The sequence below is a fragment of the Actinocrinis sp. genome (genome assembly GCF_035653575.1).
Taxonomy (GTDB): domain Bacteria; phylum Actinomycetota; class Actinomycetes; order Streptomycetales; family Catenulisporaceae; genus Actinocrinis.
This window is the reverse complement of sequence record NZ_DASRBQ010000125.1, coordinates 1-20,288: the sequence shown is the minus strand read 5'-3', so window position 1 is coordinate 20,288 and position 20,288 is coordinate 1. Positions and strand designations below refer to the sequence as shown.

General features: G+C 70.9%; 17 protein-coding genes. 9 read left to right on the top strand and 8 right to left on the bottom strand.

Going from position 1 to position 20,288, the window contains the following annotated elements; genetic code table 11:
• The 7 genes from VFA06_RS18255 to VFA06_RS18225 all read left to right on the top strand — a co-directional run.
• A partial coding sequence (locus tag VFA06_RS18255) for an NAD kinase (protein WP_324841816.1) occupies positions 1 to 789 on the top strand: 789 nt, incomplete at its 5' end.
• A gap of 108 nt (positions 790 to 897) precedes the next feature.
• The gene (gene recN / locus VFA06_RS18250; RefSeq protein ID WP_349260238.1) at positions 898 to 2,724 is read left to right on the top strand and encodes a DNA repair protein RecN; all 1,827 of its coding nucleotides are present in this window, start codon (positions 898 to 900) and stop codon (positions 2,722 to 2,724) included.
• Positions 2,725 to 2,881: 157 nt separating this feature from the next.
• Positions 2,882 to 4,081: a putative cytokinetic ring protein SteA gene (gene steA / locus VFA06_RS18245; protein WP_324841814.1), complete on the top strand. Its 1,200-nt coding sequence runs from the start codon at positions 2,882 to 2,884 to the stop codon at positions 4,079 to 4,081.
• Positions 4,078 to 5,106, top strand: coding sequence for a copper transporter (locus VFA06_RS18240; RefSeq protein WP_324841813.1), 1,029 nt, complete (start codon positions 4,078 to 4,080; stop codon positions 5,104 to 5,106). Before steA ends, VFA06_RS18240 begins: the two co-directional genes overlap by 4 nt.
• 56 nt (positions 5,107 to 5,162) lie before the next feature.
• Entirely contained in the window at positions 5,163 to 6,062 is a 900-nt protein-coding gene (locus VFA06_RS18235) for a hypothetical protein (protein ID WP_324841812.1), read from the top strand.
• Positions 6,055 to 8,010 (top strand): murein biosynthesis integral membrane protein MurJ, encoded by a 1,956-nt coding sequence (gene murJ, locus VFA06_RS18230; protein WP_324841811.1) that lies wholly within the window; start codon positions 6,055 to 6,057, stop codon positions 8,008 to 8,010. Before VFA06_RS18235 ends, murJ begins: the two co-directional genes overlap by 8 nt.
• Positions 8,007 to 9,164: a glycosyltransferase gene (locus tag VFA06_RS18225; RefSeq protein WP_324841810.1), complete on the top strand. Its 1,158-nt coding sequence runs from the start codon at positions 8,007 to 8,009 to the stop codon at positions 9,162 to 9,164. The genes murJ and VFA06_RS18225 overlap by 4 nt, the downstream gene beginning before the upstream one ends.
• Here VFA06_RS18225 and VFA06_RS18220 read toward each other — a convergent pair.
• Entirely contained in the window at positions 9,131 to 10,054 is a 924-nt protein-coding gene (locus VFA06_RS18220) for a helix-turn-helix transcriptional regulator (RefSeq protein WP_324841809.1), read from the bottom strand. The genes VFA06_RS18225 and VFA06_RS18220 overlap by 34 nt on opposite strands.
• A 101-nt stretch (positions 10,055 to 10,155) precedes the next feature.
• Between VFA06_RS18220 and VFA06_RS18215 the strand changes: the two genes are divergently transcribed.
• Positions 10,156 to 11,640 carry an MFS transporter gene (locus tag VFA06_RS18215; protein ID WP_324841808.1) on the top strand — a complete coding sequence of 495 codons (1,485 nt, stop codon included), beginning with the start codon at positions 10,156 to 10,158 and terminating at the stop codon, positions 11,638 to 11,640.
• A 121-nt stretch (positions 11,641 to 11,761) separates the two neighbouring features.
• Here the strand turns inward: VFA06_RS18215 and katG are convergent, their stop codons facing one another.
• From katG to VFA06_RS18180, 7 genes are all read right to left on the bottom strand, one after another.
• Positions 11,762 to 13,993: a catalase/peroxidase HPI gene (gene katG, locus VFA06_RS18210; RefSeq protein WP_324841807.1), complete on the bottom strand. Its 2,232-nt coding sequence runs from the start codon at positions 13,991 to 13,993 to the stop codon at positions 11,762 to 11,764.
• A gap of 72 nt (positions 13,994 to 14,065) precedes the next feature.
• Positions 14,066 to 14,506, bottom strand: coding sequence for a Fur family transcriptional regulator (locus tag VFA06_RS18205; RefSeq protein WP_324841806.1), 441 nt, complete (start codon positions 14,504 to 14,506; stop codon positions 14,066 to 14,068).
• A gap of 151 nt (positions 14,507 to 14,657) precedes the next feature.
• Entirely contained in the window at positions 14,658 to 15,431 is a 774-nt protein-coding gene (locus VFA06_RS18200; RefSeq protein ID WP_324841819.1) for a pseudouridine synthase, read from the bottom strand.
• A 31-nt stretch (positions 15,432 to 15,462) separates the two neighbouring features.
• A complete protein-coding gene (gene scpB / locus VFA06_RS25935; protein ID WP_414639924.1) occupies positions 15,463 to 16,119 on the bottom strand; it encodes an SMC-Scp complex subunit ScpB in 657 nt (218 codons plus the stop codon).
• A 380-nt stretch (positions 16,120 to 16,499) separates the two neighbouring features.
• Positions 16,500 to 17,522: a segregation and condensation protein A gene (locus VFA06_RS18190; protein WP_324841804.1), complete on the bottom strand. Its 1,023-nt coding sequence runs from the start codon at positions 17,520 to 17,522 to the stop codon at positions 16,500 to 16,502.
• A gap of 126 nt (positions 17,523 to 17,648) precedes the next feature.
• Positions 17,649 to 18,128 (bottom strand): cobyrinic acid a,c-diamide synthase, encoded by a 480-nt coding sequence (locus tag VFA06_RS18185; protein WP_324841818.1) that lies wholly within the window; start codon positions 18,126 to 18,128, stop codon positions 17,649 to 17,651.
• A 2-nt stretch (positions 18,129 to 18,130) separates the two neighbouring features.
• Positions 18,131 to 19,099 (bottom strand): AAA family ATPase, encoded by a 969-nt coding sequence (locus VFA06_RS18180; RefSeq protein ID WP_349260235.1) that lies wholly within the window; start codon positions 19,097 to 19,099, stop codon positions 18,131 to 18,133.
• 592 nt (positions 19,100 to 19,691) lie between these two features.
• On the opposite strand from VFA06_RS18180, the gene VFA06_RS18175 reads away from it, so the two are divergent.
• Positions 19,692 to 20,279, top strand: coding sequence for a hypothetical protein (locus VFA06_RS18175; RefSeq protein ID WP_324841803.1), 588 nt, complete (start codon positions 19,692 to 19,694; stop codon positions 20,277 to 20,279).
• Positions 20,280 to 20,288 lie beyond the last annotated feature (9 nt).

The following is a 20,288-nucleotide window of genomic DNA, read 5'->3' as shown; positions in this document are numbered from 1 at the left end:
GACGGCGTCGACTTCGGCCCGACCGCCTGGATCGTCCCCGACGACAGGCACGCCGTGGACGACTGCGAACTGATCGTGGTCCTCGGCGGGGACGGCACCCTGCTGCGCGGCGCGGAACTCGCCCGCGCGGCAGACATCCCGCTGCTCGGAGTCAACCTCGGCCGGGTCGGATTCCTCGCCGAAGCGGAACTCGAAGACTTACACGAGGTCGTCGAACGCATCGTGGAGCAGCGGTACGAGGTCGAGGAGCGCATGACCCTCGACGTGACCGTGATGCAGGGCGGCCGCGTCGTCGGGCGCACCTGGGCGCTCAACGAAGCGAGCGTCGAAAAGCGGTCCCGCGAGCGGATGATCGAGGTCCTGATCGAGGTCGACGGCCGGCCGCTGTCCCGCTGGGGCTGCGACGGCGTGGTCTGCGCTACGCCGACCGGCTCGACCGCGTACGCGTTCTCCGGCGGCGGCCCCGTGGTCTGGCCGGAGGTCGAGGCGCTGCTTCTGGTGCCCGTCTCCGCGCACGCGCTGTTCGCCCGGCCGCTGGTGGCCGCGCCGTCCTCGCTGCTGGCCATCGAGATCGAAGACGGCTGGGGCGTCGGGCCGGAGGGCAGCGCCGTGCTCTGGTGCGACGGCCGGCGCACGCTGGACCTCCCGCACGGAGCACGCGTCGAGGTACGCCGCGGCGAGCGTTCCGTACGCCTGGCCCGGTTGCACGACGCACCCTTCACCGACCGGCTCGTCGCGAAATTCGGGCTTCCCGTCGACGGATGGCGTGCACGCGATGAGCGGCGATAGTCGGGTAACCCGACGAGGTTCCCGCTGATCCTCCGTCAGGGGAGTGCTCCGGTAAGGCAGAGCCCGTTGTCCGGGAGTTCCGCTAATCTCACGAGTGTGCTGGAGCAGATGCGCATCCGCGGCCTCGGGGTGATCGAGGACGCCGTACTGGAGTTGTCGCCCGGCTTCACCGCGGTCACCGGTGAGACCGGCGCCGGCAAGACCATGGTCGTCAGCGGGCTGGATCTGCTGTTCGGCGGCCGCGCGGAGACCACGCGGATCAGGCCGGGCGCGGACCGGGCCGTCATCGAGGGCCGCGTGCTCATTCCCGCCGAGGGCTCGGTGGCCCGGCGCGCGACCGAGGCCGGCGCGGCAATAGACGACGCGGAGCCGCGCAGCGACGGCACAGCGCAGGCCGAACTGCTCATCGCGCGCATCGTCGGCGGACAGGGTCAGGCCCAGGGCTCCGGACAGAACGCCGCGGTACGTTCCCGTGCACACCTTGGCGGCCAGGCGGTCCCGGTCTCGGTGCTCGCGGATCTCGGCGAGGACCTGATCGCGATGCACGGCCAGTCCGCACAGCAGCGGCTCCTGCAACCGGCACGGCAGCGCGCGTCACTGGATAGGTACGCCGGGGACGCGGTATCCCGTCCGCTGGCCGAGTACCGCGCCGCATATCAGCAGTACCGCGAAGTCGCCGCACAACTGGAAGAACTAACCACCCAGGCGAAAGAACGGGCGCAAGAGGCCGACGCGCTGCGGTACGGGCTCGCCGAATTCGACAAGGTTGAGCCCGTCGCCGGAGAACTCGAGAAACTGACCGTCGAATCGCAGCGCCTCGGTAACGCCGAATCGCTGCGCGCAGCCGCGGCGACCGCGCACGAGGCCCTTGTCGCGACGGATGACACAACGGGCAGCGCAGACGCCTCGGCGCTCGTCAATGCCGCGCGGCGGGCCCTGGAACAGGTGAGCCGGGACGACGCCGCGCTCGCCCCGATCGCCGCGCGGCTGGAGGAGCTGTACTGGCAGCTCACCGAGACCGCCACCGACCTGGCCGGCTATCTCGCCGGGATCGAGGCCGACCCGGTGCGGCTGGAAGTGGTCAACCAGCGCATCGGCGACCTGGAGAACCTGTGCCGCCGGCACGGCCCGACCCTCGAGGACGTGCTGGCCTGGGCCGAACAGGCCGCCGCGCGGCTGACCGAGCTCGAGGGCGACGACGACCGCATCGAGACGCTCACCGCGCAGCGCGACGAACTGCGCAGCCGGCTGGCCGGCCACGCCGCCGAGGTCTCCGCTGCGCGCCGCGCCGCCGCCGAGAAGTTCGCGGCGGCCGTGACCACGGAGCTGGCCGAACTGGCCATGCCGCACGCGCGCATCGCCGTGCACGTCGCGCAGCGCGAGCTGCCCGCGACCGCCGAGGTCTCCGCCGCGAGCGCGCTTGCGGTGCCAGACCCGGAGACCGGCGCCGAACGGCTGGTCGCCTTCGGCCCGAACGGCATCGACGACGTGGAGCTGCGCCTCGCACCACACCCCGGAGCCCCGTTCCTGCCGATCGCCAAGGGCGCCTCCGGCGGCGAGCTGTCCCGGGTGATGCTGGCCGTCGAGGTGGTCTTCGCCGGCGCCGATCCGGTACCGACCTTCGTCTTCGACGAGGTGGACGCCGGAGTCGGCGGCAAGGCCGCGGTCGAGGTCGGCCGCCGGCTGGCCAGGCTCGCCCGCACCGCACAGGTCATCGTCGTCACCCACCTGCCCCAGGTGGCGGCGTTCGCGGACCGGCAACTGCTGGTGCGCAAGGAAAGCGACGGCTCGATTACCTCCTCAGGGGTAACTGTGCTGGATGAGGCCGAGCGCAGACGCGAGTTGGCGCGTATGCTCTCCGGCCTGGAAGACTCCGAACTCGGTCAGGCGCACGCCGACGAGTTGCTCGCCACCGCCCACGCCGAACGGCGGTGACGCACGGCGCCCCGGCGATCAGCGAAGGCGCTCCCGTCCGGTGCGGAATCTCCAGACGACATTCGACGTAACAACCTCGTCACGACCGGCTGAAGGCGTGTTAAGAACTGGTGCAACGGGACGAGCCAGACCGCACGGGCCTGGCAGGATTGTCCCGATGAGGATCACCGTGCGCCCTCCCGAGCGCGCGGCGGAGCGGGCCGAGCCGCGACCGGCCCCCGCCGTGGGCGGGCTGACGCGCGTGGACCGCCGCACCAAGAACCTCACCAAGCGGCTGCGGCCCGGTGAGATAGCGGTCATCGACCACCAGGACATCGACCGCGTCGCGGCCGAGGCGCTGGTCGCCTGCCGCCCGGCCGCCGTGATCAACGCCGCGGCCTCGATCAGCGGCCGGTACCCGAACCTCGGCCCCGAGATCATCGTCTCGGCCGGCATCCCGCTGATCGACGAGGTCGGCCCGCAGGTGATGAACCTGGCCCGCGAGGGCGAGCAGCTGCGCGTCGAGGGCAACGTGCTCTTCCGCGGCGAGACCCCGCTGGCGGCGGGCAAGGTGCTGGACATCCCCACCATCCTGGACGCGATGGAGGAGGCCCGCGCCGGCCTGTCCGAGCAGCTGGAGTCCTTCGTCGAGAACACGATGGAGTACCTGCGCAAGGAGCGCGACCTGCTGCTCGACGGCGTGGGCGTGCCCGACGTGCGCACCGACTTCGACGACAGGCACGTGCTGATCGTGGTGCGCGGCTACCACTTCCGGGAGGACCTCAAAGCGCTGCGGCCGTACATCCGCGAATACCGGCCGATCATGATCGGCGTGGACGGCGGCGCCGACGCGATCCTGGAGGCCGGCTATAAGCCGCATATGATCGTCGGCGACATGGACTCGGTCTCCGACGAAGCGCTCACCTGCGGCGCGGAGGTGGTCGTGCACGCATACCGGGACGGGCGCGCCCCCGGCCTCGAGCGCATGAGCCGCCTCGGCCGCGACTGCGTCGTCTTCCCGGCCGCCGGCACCAGCGAGGACGTGGCGATGCTGCTGGCCGACGACAAGGGTGCCAAGCTCATCGTCGCGGTCGGCACGCACGCGAACCTGGTGGAATTCCTGGACAAGGGGCGCGGCGGCATGGCCTCCACGTTCCTCACCCGGCTGCGGGTCGGCGGCAAGCTGGTGGACGCCAAAGGCGTCTCCCGCCTCTACCGCAGCCAGATCTCCTCGGCGTCGCTGCTGCTGCTGATCAGCGCGGCGCTGGTCACCATCATCGCCACCGCCCTGGTCTCCCCGCTCGGCGGACTGTACTGGCAGGTCCTGCGCGGATACTGGGACTCCTTCGTGTTCTGGCTGCAGGGGCTGTTCTCGTGATCGACTTCCGCTATCACGTGGTGTCGATCGTCGCGGTGTTCCTGGCGCTGACGGTCGGCCTGGTGCTGGGCGCCTCCTTCCTCAGCAAGGCCCAGATCGCGTTCCTCAACGGGCAGATCACCAACGCCACCAACGCCAAGAACCACCTCGAGGCGCAGCAGCGGACGCTGGCCGCCGAGAACAACCACCTGAGCGACTACATCGACGGCACCAAGAACAACCTGGTCAGCAACCAGCTGTTCAACGCCAGCGTGGTGGTGGTGCGCGCCGCCGGGTTCAACCAGGACCACGTCAACGCCACGCTCGCGCTGGCCAAGCAGGCGGCCGCGACGATCACTGCCGACATCACGGTCAACCCCACCTTCGCCGACCCCAGCAGCGCCGACTCGCTGCAGCAGCTCGTGGCCGACTACGCGCCGCGCGGACAGCAGATCCCCGGCGGCGACGCCGTGACGCAGGCGGTCAACCTGCTGGTCGAGGCGCTGACCGCGCAGGCGACCACGACGCCCGCGTTCGCCGGCTCGGCCTCGGCGTCGGCGTCCCCATCGGCCACGCCGACGACGATGACGCCGTCCTGGGCGGTTCGGACGCTTCAGGAGTTCAAGGCCATCGGCGTGATCAACGTGACGACGATGCCCAACGCCGCGAACGCGCTCAAGCCCACCGCGGCGTTCATCGCCGCACCTGAGGCCGCGCAGGCAGACGCGCAGAACGCCCTCTACGTGTCCCTGGCGCAGTCCTTGCACACCGCGGACGTGGGTCCGGTCATCGGCGGCGCGGCGGCCGACGCGGAAACCGGCGGCGTCATCAGCGCGGTCCTCAAGAACGCGACCGCGGCCAAAACGGTGTCCACCGTGGACGACATGGACGGCACCATCGGCCAGGTCGCCGTGGTATTCGTGCTTTACGACGAGAGCACGAACGGCACGGCGCCGGCCGGGCATTACGGCATGACCGGCATCACCGACGGCCTGTTGCCGAAACTGCCGAACCTGCCCCCGGTACCCTCGCCGAGCGCAAGCTAGGACTGCCGCCCGGCGCAGCCGCGCCGCCGCGGATTGAGAAAGAACGGATCAGGCCGATGTCAAAGGGGCTCGAGAGCAACCGGGCTTTCGCGGCGAAGATCACCGCCACCGCGCCCAAGCTGCTCGCCGCCGCGCTCGGCGCGGCGGCGGCCCGCCTCGCCTTCGCCGCGGCGCGCGGCGCGGTCACCGAGGGAGCCGGCCGCGGCCGCGATCCGAAGCTGTGGAATCGCACCAACCACCGCGGCGAGCCGGTCACGCTGCTGGAAGGGCCGGCCTACGCGGCAGGCGCGGCGGCGGCGCTCGCGGTCGCCCCCGGGGTCCCGCGCGGGCTGCGTACCGCGGCGGTCGGGGTCGCGGCGAGCGCTGGCGCGTTCGGCGTTTATGACGACCTGTACGGCAACGGCGATCGGCGCGGGATGCGCGGCCACCTCAAGGCGCTGGCCAAGGGCGAGCTGACCACCGGCGGCGTGAAGATCGCCGGCATTGGCGGCGCCGGCCTGCTCGCCGGGGCGCTGGTGCGGCGCGGGCCCGGCGACACCCTCGTGGACAAGGTGCTCGCCGGCGTCACCATCGCCGCTGCCGCCAATGCGGTCAACCTGTTCGACCTGCGGCCGGGCCGCGCCATCAAGGCCGCCGCCATTGCCGCGACACCCGCGCTGCTGCGCGACGGCACGACCCCGGGCGCGGCCGCGGTGCGGTGCGCGGGCCTCGGCGCCGCGCTGGCGCTGCTGCCCGAGGACCTCGACGAGCGGGCGATGCTCGGCGACGCGGGGGCGAACGCGCTCGGCGCGGTGCTCGGCACGGCCGCCGCCGCCTCCGCCACCCGTGCGGGCCTGGTCTGGCGCGCGGCCGCGCTCACCGCGGTGACCCTGGCCAGCGAGAAGGTCTCCTTCACCAAGGTGATCGCGAACACCCCGCCGCTTCGAGCGCTGGACGGACTCGGCCGACGTGCCTGAACGCCCCGCCCCGCTGCCCTCCGTCGACGATCCGCTCGTTCAGCCCGTCGCGCCAATCGACACGCGACTTGTTGCGCCCGCGGAGGAACGGGTAGGCCGCGACGATGGCAGGGCACAGGACCACGGCGAAACGCTCATCGGCGAAGCACTCTTCGACGATGTCGTACGCGACGACACAACGACCGAAGACGAGGCCGCGCTCTACCGCGCCCCGGCCTTCGTGCAAGAGGGCATGAGCTCCCAAACGCTAGCCACCCAACGTGCGGCACGTAGACGCGCGGCGGTGCGTTCCGTCGCAGGCGGCGCCGCGATGATCGCCGCTGTCACAGTGCTCTCACGCACCGTCGGGTTCCTACGCACGCTCGCCTTCTCACACACCGTCGGCACGCAGGCGCTCGCCGACGCGTACAACACCGCCAATCAGATCCCGAACACGGTCTTCGACATCGTCGCCGGCGGCGCGCTCGCCAGTGTTGCGGTCCCGCTGCTGGCCGGTCCGCTCGCCCGGGGCGAGCGCAAATACGCCGAGTCGATCATCTCCGCGCTGCTGACCTGGACCGTCGCGGTCCTGCTGCCGCTCAGCCTGGTCGGGATCGCGATCTCCGGGCCGCTCGGCCAGCTGCTGGCCGGCAACCACGCGCCGCTCGGCGCCTACGCCGCGACGGTCAGCCGGTTCCTGGTGCTGTTCCTGCCGCAGATCCCGCTGTACGGCGTCGCGGTGGTCCTCTCCGCGACCCTGCAGTCCGACCGGCGATTCCTGTCGCCCGCGCTCGCCCCCCTGCTCTCCAGCCTCGTGGTGGTCACCACCTACCTGATCTTCGGCGCGTTCGATCCGACCGCCGCCGGGGGGTCACTCGGTTCCCTGAGCTACCGCTCGCAGTTGTTCCTCGGCCTGGGGACCACGCTCGGAGTCGCCACGCTCGCGCTGAGCCTGCTGCCCGCGGTACGCCGCACCGGCCTGCGGGTACGGCCGGTGTTCCGCTTCCCGCCTGGCGTCGCCAGGAGGGCCCGGCACCTCGCGGTGGCTGGGGTGGCGACGCTCGCCGCTCAGAACGTCGTCGTGCTCGGAGTCGTCCTGCTCACGAGCCACACCCGCGCGGCCACCGGATCGCTGACCGTCTACACGTTCAGCTGGGCCGTCTTCGTGCTCCCGTACGCGGTCCTCGCCGTACCGATCGCAACGACAGCGTTCACAGACCTGGCCGCGCGCGCCGACAGCGGAGACGTTGAAGGCTTCCGCAGCGGCGTCGCGACAACCAGCCGTGCGGTACTCGTCGCCGCGTGCGGTGGCGCAGCGCTGCTCGTCGCGACCGCATGGCCGATGTCATACCTGTTCATCTCCGCGCCGACCGGCCCACGCCCGTCGATGATGGCCTACGGGCTGCTCACCTTCGCCCTCGGACTGCCCGGGTACGCGGCGATCGCGCACCTCGGCCGCATCCTCTATGCGGGAGGCCACAGCCGCGACGCCGCCGTCGCGACTGTCGTCGGCTGGCTGACCGTCCTTGCCGCGGACTGGATCCTCATCTGGCGCTTCCCGCCGCAGCAGGCCGTCGCGGCCCTCGGCCTCGGCAACGCCTGCGGCATGACGGTCGCCGGAATCCTGCTGCTCACCGCGACGCGCCGGCACCACGGACCCGGCACCTTCGCCGGGCTGCCGCGCGCCGCCGCGGTCGGGGCCATCGCGGCCGCCGCGGCCGGCGCCGCAGGCTGGCTGGTGGCCGGCCGGATCGGTCCGACCGGATCCGCGCCCGCGCTGGTGACCGGGGTGTTCTGCGCACTGGTCGCCCTCGTCGTGTTCGCGGCGGTGAGCCTCGCGCTCGACGACGGCGACCTGAGGCCGCTGCTGTCGCGCGCGGCGCGGTGGTGCTCGGCCAGAGCGACCCCGGCCGCCCGCAGCAGGGCGAACCAAGGGCGCGACGGCGCCAGCCGGGAGCAGGACCGGTGAGTTCGCGAATCGCGCTGGTACTGGGCACGAGCACCGGTGGCATCGGTGCGCACGTGCACGACCTGGCGGCCGGCTTGGTCGCCCGCGGCGACCAGGTCACCGTCATCGGACCGGCGCAGACCGGCGAGCACTTCGGATTCGCCAAGGCGGGCGCGGACTTCCATCCCGTGCCGATCGCCGCGTCGATCAACCCGCCGCGCGATGTCGCGACAGTAAGGGCCCTGCGCGCGGCCTTCGCCCAGGTGAACGCGGCGGTCGTGCACGCGCACGGCGTGCGTGCGGGAGCGCTGACCGGGCTCGCGTTAGGCCGACCAAATCCCAGCCGCACGCCTAGCGTCGTCACGCTGCACAACGCGATGCTCGCTACGGGCATCAAAGCGCGCCTGCTTGCCCGGTTGGAGCGGCTAGCGGTACGCCGCGCGAACGTGGTGCTGGGCGCCTCAGCCGACCTCGTCGAACGCGCACGCGTCCTCGGCGCCCGTGACGCGCGCCTCGGCCCGGTACCAGCCCCACCGCTGCCTGAACCGACCAAGTCTCGGGCCGACATTCGCGCAGAGCTAGGCGTCGGCGGCGACGGCAACCCCGGCGCTCCCGAACGGATCCTGGTACTGGCGGTCGGCCGGCTCGCCCCGCAGAAGGACTACGCGACACTGCTTCAAGCGGCGCGGATCTGGCAGGGCGCCTGGGAACTGACGGACTCTCCGCAGTCGGTGCCGCGTCTGGTCATCGCCGGAGAAGGCCCACTGCGCGCGGAGCTCCAAGCCGAGATCGACCGGGGCCAGCTCGACGCGGCGCTGCTCGGCCACCGCGCGGACGTGGCGGACCTGCTGGCGGCCGCCGACGTGCTGGTGCTCTCCTCCACCTGGGAAGCGCGCGCGCTGGTCGTACAGGAGGCTCTGCGGGCCGGCGTGCCGGTCGTGGCCACCGCGGTCGGCGGCACACCGGAGCTGGTCGGCGACGCGGCGATCCTCGTGCCGCCCGGCGATCCGCACGAGATCGCGATCGCGGTCCAGCGGCTCGCCCAATACCCGGACGACCGGGCGCGGTTCGCCGCCAGGGGCCGCGAGCGGGCCCGCACCTTGCCCGACGCCGAGCAGTGCCTGACCCAGGTGCGCGCGCTCTACTCGGAGCTCACGGCTTCCGTGAAGCGGTGACCGCAGGGGAGCGGGGCCAGCTTGAGCGGCGCCTGGCGCGACTCGAGACTCCGCATCGCCTCGACGGTGTACTCGTTCGCCGCGAGGTAGACGATCATGCGCAGCCCCGGCGTGCCGTGCAGTCCCAGGCTCATCGTGGTGAACTCGAGCTTGCCCGCCAGCGGATGGTTGAAGATCTTGTTGCGGGTGCCGTAGCCGGCCACGTCGTGCTGCGCCCATAGCTTGGCGAACTCGGCGCTGCGGTCGAGCAGGTCATTGATGAACTGCTCCCAGTACGGCTCGCCGACGTGGTGCGCGTACGCGGCGCGCAGGGTCGCCACCATCCTCGGGGTCTCCTCGGCGCGGTTCACGTACGGATGGCAGCAGCCCGGCGAGGTGAAGACGCTCCACACGGTGTTGCGGTACTTGCCGCGGAAGTTCTCAAGTCCGGGAAACAGCAGCTGGTAGGTGGCGTTCCAGGCGAGCAGGTCGAAGCGTTCGTTGATGACGCAGGCGATGGATGACAGTTCGTCGAGGATCTGCTGCACCGCGGGCTCCACGGTGCAGGAAGGCCTGGTCACCGGGGCGAGTCTGGGCACGTCGGCGAGCCGGTACAGGTGGTTGTGCTCGTCCGCGTCGAGGCGCAGCGTCTTGGCGATCGAGTCGAGCACCTGCGTGCTGGCGTTGATCGGCCGGCCCTGCTCCAGCCACGTGTACCAGGTCACCCCGACCCCGGCGAGCTGCGCCACCTCCTCGCGCCGCAGGCCCGGGGTGCGCCGGCGCAGGCTCGGCGGCAGGCCCACATCCTCCGGCGAGAGCCGCTCGCGGCGGCTGCGCAGGAAAGTGCCCAGCTCGGTGCGGCGCACCTTGCCGGGAGCGGGGAGGTTTTCGTTGAGGGTCTGGACCGCCATGGCACCATCTTGCGGGAAGCGGCGGTAATGATCCAGGTAGTGCTGGTACCAGGATAAGCAGGCTCTTGGTAACAGGATCCGCGCGCCGCGAGGCTGAGCTCATGTCAAGCACGACTGCTGCTCAAGTCACCCAGTCTTCGCCCACCATAGCCGCTCAAGCGCCCGCGTCGACCGCGCCGACCACACGCTCCTCGTCGGCGCAGTCCGCGGACGCGAAGGGACCGCTGCTGTGGACGGTGCTCATCGCGATGTTCATGGCAGTGCTCGACGTCGCCGTCGTCAACGTCGCGCTGCCGACGATCCACACCGAGCTGCACGCTACCGGCGCCGGCCTGCAACTCTCCGTCTCCGGGTACACCATCACCTACGCCGTGCTGATCGTGACTGGCGCGCGCCTGGGCGACCTGTGGAGCCACGGCCGGATGTTCCGCGCCGGGCTGGCCCTGTTCACCCTCGCCTCCCTCGCCTGCGGCCTGGCCCCGAACATCGGCGCGCTGATCGCGTTCCGCGGACTGCAGGGCGTCGGCGCGGCCGCGATGGTGCCGCAGGTGCTCTCCATCATCCAGCGCACTTTCAACGGGCCGGGCAGGCTGCGCGCCACCAGCATGTACACGGCGGTCATCGCGGGCGGCGCGGCGGTCGGGCAGGTCATCGGCGGGCTGCTGGTCAGTGCCAACCTCTTCGGCTCCACCTGGCGCCCGGCATTCCTGATCAACGTTCCGGTCGGCCTGGCCGCGCTCGTCATCAGCGGCCGGGTGCTGCCCAAGGACAAGGGCGAGCCGGGGCGCGGACTCGACCCGGCCGGCGTCGCGGTGCTCACCCCGACCGTGCTGTTCTTCGTGGTCCCGCTGGTGCTCGGGCACGACGAGCACTGGCCGCTCTGGGGTTGGCTGCTGCTGGCCGCCAGCGCGCTCGGCGTGGCCGGGTTCGTGGCCGTGGAGGGCAGGCTCGGCCGGCGCGGCGGCACCCCGATCATCCCGGGCCGCACGCTGCGGCTGCCCGGCTTCGCGCTCTCGATCAGCCTGATGTTCGTGGTCATGGCCGCGATGACCGGCGGGTTCTTCGCGATGACGCTGCACCTGCAGGGCGCGCTCGGCTTCTCCGCGCTGGACGCGGGACTGGCCGGGGCGCCGGCGGCCGGAGCGATCTTCGTGGTCTCCATGCGGTGGCGCAAGCTGCCGCCGCGCTACTACCCGTGGCTGGTCGTCACCGGGTTCGTGGTCGTCGCGCTCAGCTCCTTCGCCCTCGCCGGGGTGCTGCACGGCGGCACGACCGGCGGCCTGGCGCGGTGGATCCTGCAGGCGGTCAACGGCCTCGGTCTCGGCCTGGCCTACAGCCCGCTGCTCGGCACGATGCTCGCACGGATCCCGGTGACCGACGCCGCCGACGCCAGCGGCGTGATCTCCACGACGGCGCAGATCAGCCAGGTGGTCGGCATCGCCACCTTCGGCACGCTGTTCCTCAACCTGCTCGCCCAGGCGCACGTGCACGCCTCGGCGCACGCGATCACGGTGGTCATGATCGTCACCGGGATCGTGGCGCTGCTCGGCGGGGTGCTGGCGACCCGCCTGGTCAAAGTGCGGTGATCAGGCGGGCGCGCTCAACACGGCGGCGTCCAGGACGGCCACGGGGGGCCGGCCTGGACGCCGCGGGTGTTCGTGCTGTCAGCGGGCGCCGTCTAGGGCGCCGCGCTCAGGCAAACGGTTTTCAGACCAGGTCGAACCGGTCCAGCTCCATCACCTTGGTCCACGCCGCGACGAAGTCGTCGACGAACTTCTCCTTCGCGTCGTCGCTCGCGTAGACCTCGGCGAGCGCCCGCAGTTCGGAGTTGGACCCGAAGACCAGGTCCACCCGGCTGCCGGTCCACTTGACCTCGCCGGTGACCGCGTCGCGGCCCTCGAAGGCGTTCGCGTCCTGCGCGGTCGCGTGCCAGGTCGTGCCGAGGTCGAGCAGGTTGACGAAGAAGTCGTTGGTCAGCGCGCCCGGGGTGGCGGTGAACACGCCGAGCCGCGACTGCCCGTGGTTGGCGCCCAGCACGCGCAGGCCGCCGACCAGGACGGTCATCTCCGGAGCGCTGAGCGTCAGCAGGTTCGCCTTGTCCAGCAGCAGGTACTCGGCCGGGAGCCGGTTGCCCTTGCCCAGGTAGTTGCGGAAGCCGTCCACGGTCGGCTCCAGCGCGGCGAAGGACTCGACGTCGGTCTGCTCCTGCGAGGCGTCCACGCGGCCCGGGGTGAACGGCACCTCGACCTCGACCCCGGCGGCCTTCGCGGCCTGCTCGACGCCGACGCCGCCGGCCAGCACGATCAGGTCGGCCAGGGAGACCTGCTTGTCACCGGCCTGGCTGTTGAACGCCTGCCGGATGCCTTCCAGGGTCCGCAGCACGGCGGCCAGCTGCTCGGGCTCGTTGACCTCCCAGCCGTTCTGCGGCTCGAGCCGGATGCGTGCACCGTTGGCTCCGCCGCGCTTGTCGCTGCCGCGGAAGGTCGAGGCCGACGCCCACGCGGTCGAGACCAGCTGCGCGACGGTCAGGCCGGACTCGGCGATCCGCGCCTTGAGGTCGGCGATGTCCGCGTCGTCGACGAGCTGGTGCGTCACCGGCGGCAGCGGGTCCTGCCAGATCAGCACCTCGCTCGGGACCTCAGGGCCGAGGTAGCGCACGACCGGGCCCATGTCACGGTGCGTCAGCTTGAACCAGGCGCGGGCGAACGCGTCCGCGAAGGCGTCCGGGTTCTCCAGGAAGCGGCGCGAGATCGGCTCGTAGATCGGGTCCACTCGCAGCGACAGGTCGGTCGTCAGCATGGTCGGGTGGCGCCGCTTGGACGGGTCGTGCGGGTCCGGGACGGTGCCGTCGCCGGCGCCGTTCTTCGGCCGCCACTGCCAGGCCCCGGCCGGGCTCTGGTACTGCTCCCACTCGTAGCCGAACAGCGTCTCGAAGAAGCTGTTGTCCCACTGCGTCGGGGTGTGCGTCCAGATGCCCTCGAGGCCGCTGGTGATGGTGTCGTTGCCCTTGCCGGTGCCGAACGAGTTGCGCCAGCCCAGGCCCTGCTGCTCGATCGGGGCCGCCTCGGGGTCGGGGCCGACGTTGTCCGCCGGGCCCGCGCCGTGCGTCTTGCCGAAGGTGTGGCCGCCGGCGATCAGCGCGACGGTCTCCTCGTCGTTCATCGCCATCCGGCGGAAGGTCTCCCGGATGTCGCGGGCCGCGGCCAGCGGGTCCGGGTTGCCGTTCGGGCCCTCCGGGTTGACGTAGATCAGGCCCATCTGCACCGCGCCCAGCGGGTCCTCGAGCTCCCGGTCTCCGGTGTAGCGCTCGTCGCCCAGCCAGGTGGTCTCCGGGCCCCAGTAGACGTCCTCGTCCGGCTCCCAGACGTCCGCGCGCCCGCCGCCGAAGCCGAAGGTCTTGAAGCCCATCTCCTCCAGCGCCACGTTGCCGGCCAGGATCATCAGGTCGGCCCAGGACAGCTTCTGGCCGTACTTCTTCTTCACCGGCCACAGCAGCCGGCGGGCCTTGTCCAGGTTGCCGTTGTCCGGCCAGCTGTTGAGCGGGGCGAAGCGCTGCTGCCCGGCCCCGGCGCCGCCGCGGCCGTCGCTGATCCGGTAGGTGCCGGCGCTGTGCCAGGCCATCCGGATGATGAACGGGCCGTAGTTGCCGAAGTCGGCCGGCCACCAGTCCTGCGAGGTGGTCAGCACCTGCGCGATGTCCCGCTTGACCGCGGGCAGGTCGAGCGACTTGAACGCCGCGGCGTAGTCGAAGTCCTCGCCCAGCGGGTTGGCCACCGCGGGGTTCTTGGCGAGGATCTTCAGGTTGAGCCGCTCCGGCCACCACTGACGGTTGCCGCCACCCTGGGTCGGATGTAGCGCGCGGTCGTGCGCGACCGGGCAGCCTCCAGCGCTGCCCTCCGTCTTCGGGTCGGCGACGATCGCGTCGTGGTTCTCGGTCATGGGGAATCCTTCCGGACTCGGCGGATCACGGTGCTTGCGGCCGCGGCCGAGGCCGCGGCTTGGGACTGGTCGTTAAGCGGCTTCGGGCGTGGTGGAGCAGTCGGGGCACAGGCCCCAGTAGATGACCTCGGCCTCGTCTATCGCGAAGCCGTGCTCGTCGGAGGCGGTCAGGCAGGGCGCCTCGCCGACCGCGCAGTCGACGTCCGCGACGACGCCGCACGACCGGCACACGATGTGGTGGTGGTTGTCTCCGACACGACCCTCGAAACGGGCCGCGCTGCCGGCCGGTTCGATGCGTCGCACCAGGCCCGCGACGGTCAGCGCGTCGAGGGCCTCGTACACGGCCTGGAGGGAGATGTGGCCCACGCGCTCGCGCACCCCGGTGGCGATCGCCTCGACCCCGAGGTGATCGCCGTGCCGCACGGTCTCGAGCAGGGCGACGCGGGCGGCCGTCACTCGCAGGCCGGCGCCGCGCAGTTCCTCGGCGGCGGTCGGAGTACGGGGAGCGGTCATGGCGCCCAACCTACCTTCATAAACACGAACAGTTCAAGAGAACGAATCGTTTAAGTTTAGACGCACGACTGCCGACACGCACGCGAAGGGGCCGGTCGATCTCGGATCGACCGGCCCCACGACCTGCGAAACCGCACGCCAGCGCGCCGCCTTACAGGCCGACTGCCTTGTAGAGCGCGCCGATTTCTTCACGGGTCAGGCCGCGCACCTTCCCGGGCCGCTGGTCGCCCAGCGAGATCGGCCCGAAGCGGGTGCGCACCAGCCGGTTCACCGGGAAGCCGGCCTCCGCGAGCAGCCGGCGCACGATGTGCTTGCGACCCTCGTGCAGCACCACCTCGACCAGCGCGTGCCGGCCGACCGCGTCGACCATCTTGAAGCTGTCGACCCGCGCGAGGCCGTCCTCCAGCAGGATGCCCTCGCGCAGCCGCTTGCCCAGGTCGCGCGGGATGACGCCCTCCACCTGCGCGACGTAGGTCTTCTGCACGCCGTACGAAGGGTGCGTGAGCCGGTGCGCGAGCTCGCCGTCGTTCATCAGCAGGATGAGACCCTCGGTCTCGGCGTCCAGCCGGCCGACGTGGAATAGTCGCTGCGCGCGCCCTTCCACCAGATCGCCGAGGTTCGGCCGGCCTTCCGGGTCGGTCATCGTCGAGAGCATGCCCTGCGGCTTGTTGACCGCTAGGTAGGTGGCATCGGACGCGGACGCGACGCGCATCCCGTCCACGTGGATGACCACCTTCTCCGGGTCCACGCGCATGCCTTGCGTAAGCACCCGCTTGCCGTCCACAGTCACCCGGCCCTGCTCGATCAGCTCCTCGCAGGCGCGGCGCGAACCGACCCCGGCGGCGGCCAGGACCTTCTGCAGGCGCACGCCCTCCTCGTTCGGATCGTGCTGGGGCGTCGCGCGCCGTTCCATCTTCGTCTCCATCACACGTCAAACGTCATACATCAGGGTTCGGTCAGGCCTCTTCCTCGACCTCCGCGGCCGTGGGCAGCAGCGGGGCGAGGTCAGGCAGTTCTTCCAGGCTCTTGAGGCCCATCCGCTCCAGGAAGTACCCGGTGGTCTGGTACAGCAGCGCCCCGGTCTCGTGCTCGGTGCCGCACTCCTCGACCAGGCCGCGGGCCAGCAGGGTCCGCATCACCCCGTCGCAGTTGACCCCGCGGATCGCGGAGACCTTCGAGCGGCTGACCGGCTGACGATAGGCCACCACGGCCAGAGTCTCCAAAGCGGCCTGGGTGAGCTTGGCCTGCTGGCCGTCGCGCACGAAGCGCTCGACCACCGGGGCGCACTCGGGGCGCGAGTACATCCGCCAGCCGGTCGTCGCCGAGGCCGAGCCGTCCCCGATGCCGACCTCGCGCAGTTCGAAGCCGCGGCGCTGCTCCGTGTACTCCTCGGCCAGCTCGCGCAGCGCGTCGGCGACCTCGCCCTTCGGCCGCTCGATGACCTGCGCGAGGACCACGTCGGTGACCGGCTCGTCGACCACCATCAGGATCGCCTCGAGGCAGGCCTTGAGCGGCGGCAGCGCTCCGGACAGCTCGCCGGCCAGCTGCCAGGCCGGTTCGGGACGCGGCGCGTTCTCGCGGGCCCGCCGGTTCTCGGCCAGCGTCTCGTTCAGCGCGGCCAGGCCGTCGACGACATCGCCCTCCTGCGGCTCGACCTCGTCGATCGACGCCTGGGCCTGCGCCGGGATCGCGATGTCGGGTACGGCGCCGACGGCGGCGGGTTCCCTGTCCTCGTCCCACTCGGTCCGCGGCTGTTCGTCGGCCGGTTCCTGATGCATCTCGGCCGTCTGATCGGGCTCGGCGGTCGCGTCAGGCTCGGGAATGGCATCGAGTTCAGCGGACTGTTCGATCTCTTCCGAGACCTCGGACTCGGACCCTGCCTCGAATTCGGTCTCGAACTCGGCCTCGGCCTCAGGCTCCGGCTCTATCCGCACGCCGAGCGCCGCCCAGAACGCCGCCCCGCCGCCGGGTCGCGCTTCTTCGTCGCTGGTGCTCACTCGGATGCCTCCTGCGTGCGTTGTGCCGGTACTACCGCGAGGGTGACGGGCCGTTCATCGTCCGGTTCGGCCTGCTGGTCCGCGCTACCCTCGAACTCCTCGTCGACTTCGATCTCGCCCTCGTCGGTGCCGGTCCAACGCACCGTCAGCTCGCCGAACGGGGCCAGCTGGTCGAAGCCGACCGCCTTCTCCCGGAAGAGCTCGAGCAGGGCCAGGAAGCGGGCCACGATGTGGATCGTGTCGGGCGCGTCGGCGATGAGCGTGCGGAACGTCGCCGTGCGCAGCCTGCGCAGCTTCTCCGCGATCACGTTCGCCTGCTCACGGATCGAGACGCTGATCTGGTGGATGTGCTCGATCGAGACGGTCGGCGCCTGACGCGGGGTCATCGCGCGCACCGCCAGCGCCGCGAACTGCTCGGGCGACAGGCTGATCAGCACCTCGGGCAGCAGTTCCTTGAACGCCGGCTCCAGCGGCACCGAGCGCGGGTGGCGCAGTGAGCCGAACGCGAAACGCTGCGCCAGTTCGGAGGCGACCTGCTTGTACGCGCGGTACTGCAGCAGTCGCGCGAACAGCAGGTCGCGCGCCTCGAGCAACGCCAGGTCCTCTTCGTCCTCGACCTCGGCCGCCGGCAGCAGCCGGGCCGCCTTCAGGTCCAGCAGCGTCGCCGCGACCAGCAGGAACTCGCTGGCCTGGTCCAGGTCCCAGTCCGAGCCCTTGCTGTTGATGAAGGCGATGAACTCGTCCGTGACCTTTGACAGGGCGAGCGTGGTGACGTCCAGCTTGTGCTTGGCGATCAGGCTCAGCAGCAGGTCGAACGGGCCCTCGAACTCCTCGAGGTGTACCTGGAACGCATTGGCGCGGCCGCGGCCGGTACGGATGTCGCCCGGCGACAGTACCTGCTCCTCAGGCGGCTCTGTGCCTACTGCGGGCGTGGCGTCCGACAACGCGGCGTCGTGCGGCCGCGCGGGCTCGGCCGCCGACTCAGGTTCGGCCGTCGGCACGGGCTCGGTCGGTTCCACAGACTCAACTCTATTACGCCGGTTGGCCCGCATCCGGGCCTAACGCGCCTGGCCTGCGTGCCTCCGGCTATGACTTCGGCAGCGCCTGCCTTTTCTTGTGACGCGCGTCTTCGATACCCCGCGGCCCTAATGCCCGCGCAGCGTCTCCACCAGCATCGAACCCTCGCCGTTCTGGTCGAAGTCGGCCAGCACCAGGTCAATCGCCTCACGCACGATCCGGCCCCGATCGACCGCGAGGCCGTGCTCCGCGCGCAGCATGATCCGCGCCTGCTCCAGGGCGAGCAGTTCCTCGGGGGAGACGTATACGGTGATCTTCTCGTCGTGCCGCTCCCGGCCGCTTGCCCCGCGCGCGGCAGTACCGCGGGGACGGGACGTGGAACGCACGCGGCCCGGGCGCGTCTGCTGCTCCTGCGGCCCGGCCTCGTCGTAACCGGGCGCGTAGCCCTCGGCCTCGTAGCCGGGCTCCTCTTCCACCGGGTCGGGCACGGCACGCAGCCGGTCGGTGCCCGGCCGCGGCGCGCGTGCCGCGCTGCCAACCGCGGACAGCGCCGGCCCGGTTATGCCGCTCGCGCCGGTCGGCCGGAACAGTTCGTCGGCGGCGGGCATCCTCACTCGGCGGGGCACCTCGCCAGCACCTCCCTGGCGAGCTGGCGGTACGCGGCGGCGCCGACCGAACTCGACGCGTACGACGTGATCGGCTCCCCGGCCACCGTGGTCTCCGGGAAGCGCACCGTGCGGCCGATGACCGTGTGGAACACCTGGTCGCCGAACGCCTGCACGACCCGGGCGAGCACCTCGCGACTGTGTACCGTACGCGCGTCGTACATCGTGGCCAGGATGCCGTCGAGCTCAAGGTCCGGATTCAGCCGCTCGCGCACCTTCTCGATCGTCTCGGTGAGCAGCGCGACGCCGCGCAGCGCGAAGAACTCGCACTCCAGCGGGACGATCACGCTGTGCGCCGCCGTCAGGGCATTGACGGTGAGCAGGCCGAGTGAGGGCTGGCAGTCGATGATGATGTAGTCGTACTCGGACATCGCGGGCTTGAGCGCGCGCGCCAGCGAGGACTCGCGGGCCACCTCGGTGACCAGCTGCACCTCGGCCGCGGACAGGTCGATGTTGCTCGGCAACAGATCCATGCCGGGCGTGACCGTCTTGAGCAGGATGTCGTCGAGGCCGACGCCGCGCTCCATCAGCAGGTTGTAGACGGTGCGGTCCAGCTCCATCGGGTTCACACCGAGGCCGACCGAGAGCGCGCCCTGCGGGTCGAAGTCGACCAGCAGGACCTTGCGACCGTACTCCGCCAGCGCGGCGCCCAGGTTGATGGTCGAGGTGGTCTTGCCGACCCCGCCCTTCTGGTTGCACATCGCGATGATCTTCGCGGGGCCGTGCTCGTGGGCGGGCCGGGGAGCGGGGAACCGCGGCATCGGGCGGCCGGTCGGCCCGACCCGCTCGCGCCGCTGCGTCGCCGGATCCGGCGCGAGGGTGGCCGCGTACTCGGGATCCGGCTCTATTTCCGCGTCGGGGTCGAAGCCGTCCTCGAAGCGAAGTTCGTCGTCGATGCCGTACGGGTCGTCGATCTCGACGTCGCCGGTCCACGCACCGCTGGTCACAACCGTTCCTCCTCGACCGCTCCCTCCGGCGAGCGCCGCCGTCTGCGGGTCGGCGTATGTGGATTCGCTCACCTGCCGGTCATCCTCCCAAGTGCTTGCGGGGCGAGGCCCCCGACGGTGCCCCGACAGCAAGTGTCCACCGTGGCGGCGTCAATTGTCGACCTATGTATTCATCGTCCTGACGCCAGGGCGACTCGACTCTAGGCGGGACCCTCCAATTACAGCAAGGAGACGTCGCTCTGGTGGCGCAACGCGCGCAGGGGAACGAGATTTCGTCGACAAATCATCATCACGGGACGGTCTCGGTCGACTTGTTGGACCTTGGATGAGTCCTGATGGCCAGTCAGAAACCGGCGCGCGAACGGAAGGCGCCCACAAGTTGATGCATGGCGCCGCGAGCTAATGCCCCGCTGTAGATCCACATCTGCCCTTAAGGGCACGTTTCGCTTACAAAGCCTATCCGGAGGTGGTCCGAGGCTGTACAAGTATGGCAGCCCGCGCTGGATGCGCGGGTCGCCGCTGACGCCAGTCGGCGCGCACCTAGGAGGGGTAAGGGCAAATGGATCTGACGAAGCTCGGTCGTTCCGAGCGCGTCCTGGCGATCGTCGGGCTGCTCGCATTCATCGACAGTTTCCTGCCGTGGTATTCGGTGAGCTTCAAGGGCGAACTGGGGGTCATCGCCGGCGGCAGCGTCTCCGGCAACGCGTGGGATGTCGGCTTCTGGGCGTGGTTCCCGATGCTGCTGCTGCTCGCGGTCGCCGTGCTGCTCGTGCTGCCGGCGTTCGGGCAGAACGTCAGCGTCCGCGGCGGCTACGCCAGCTTCGGCGCGGCTTCGCTGCTCGCAACCATCATTGTGTTGATTCGCTGGCTAAGCTACCCGACCGTGTCGGACGCTTACGGATCGGCGGGGGCGGACTTCGGGACGTACATCGGCCTGATCCTCGGCATTGTCGCGACGGTCTTCGCGTATCTCGGATTCACCGCCGCCGGCGGCACGCTCAACAACATCGGCGCGGCGTTCAAGGGCCAGCCGGCGCAGGAAGGCGGGTACACCCCGCCGGCCGGCGGTTACGTCCCGCCCGCTTCCGGATATGCGCAGCCGGGCGACCAGCCCCCGACGTGGGGGCAGCAGCCGCCGCAGCAGTAATCGTGAGAG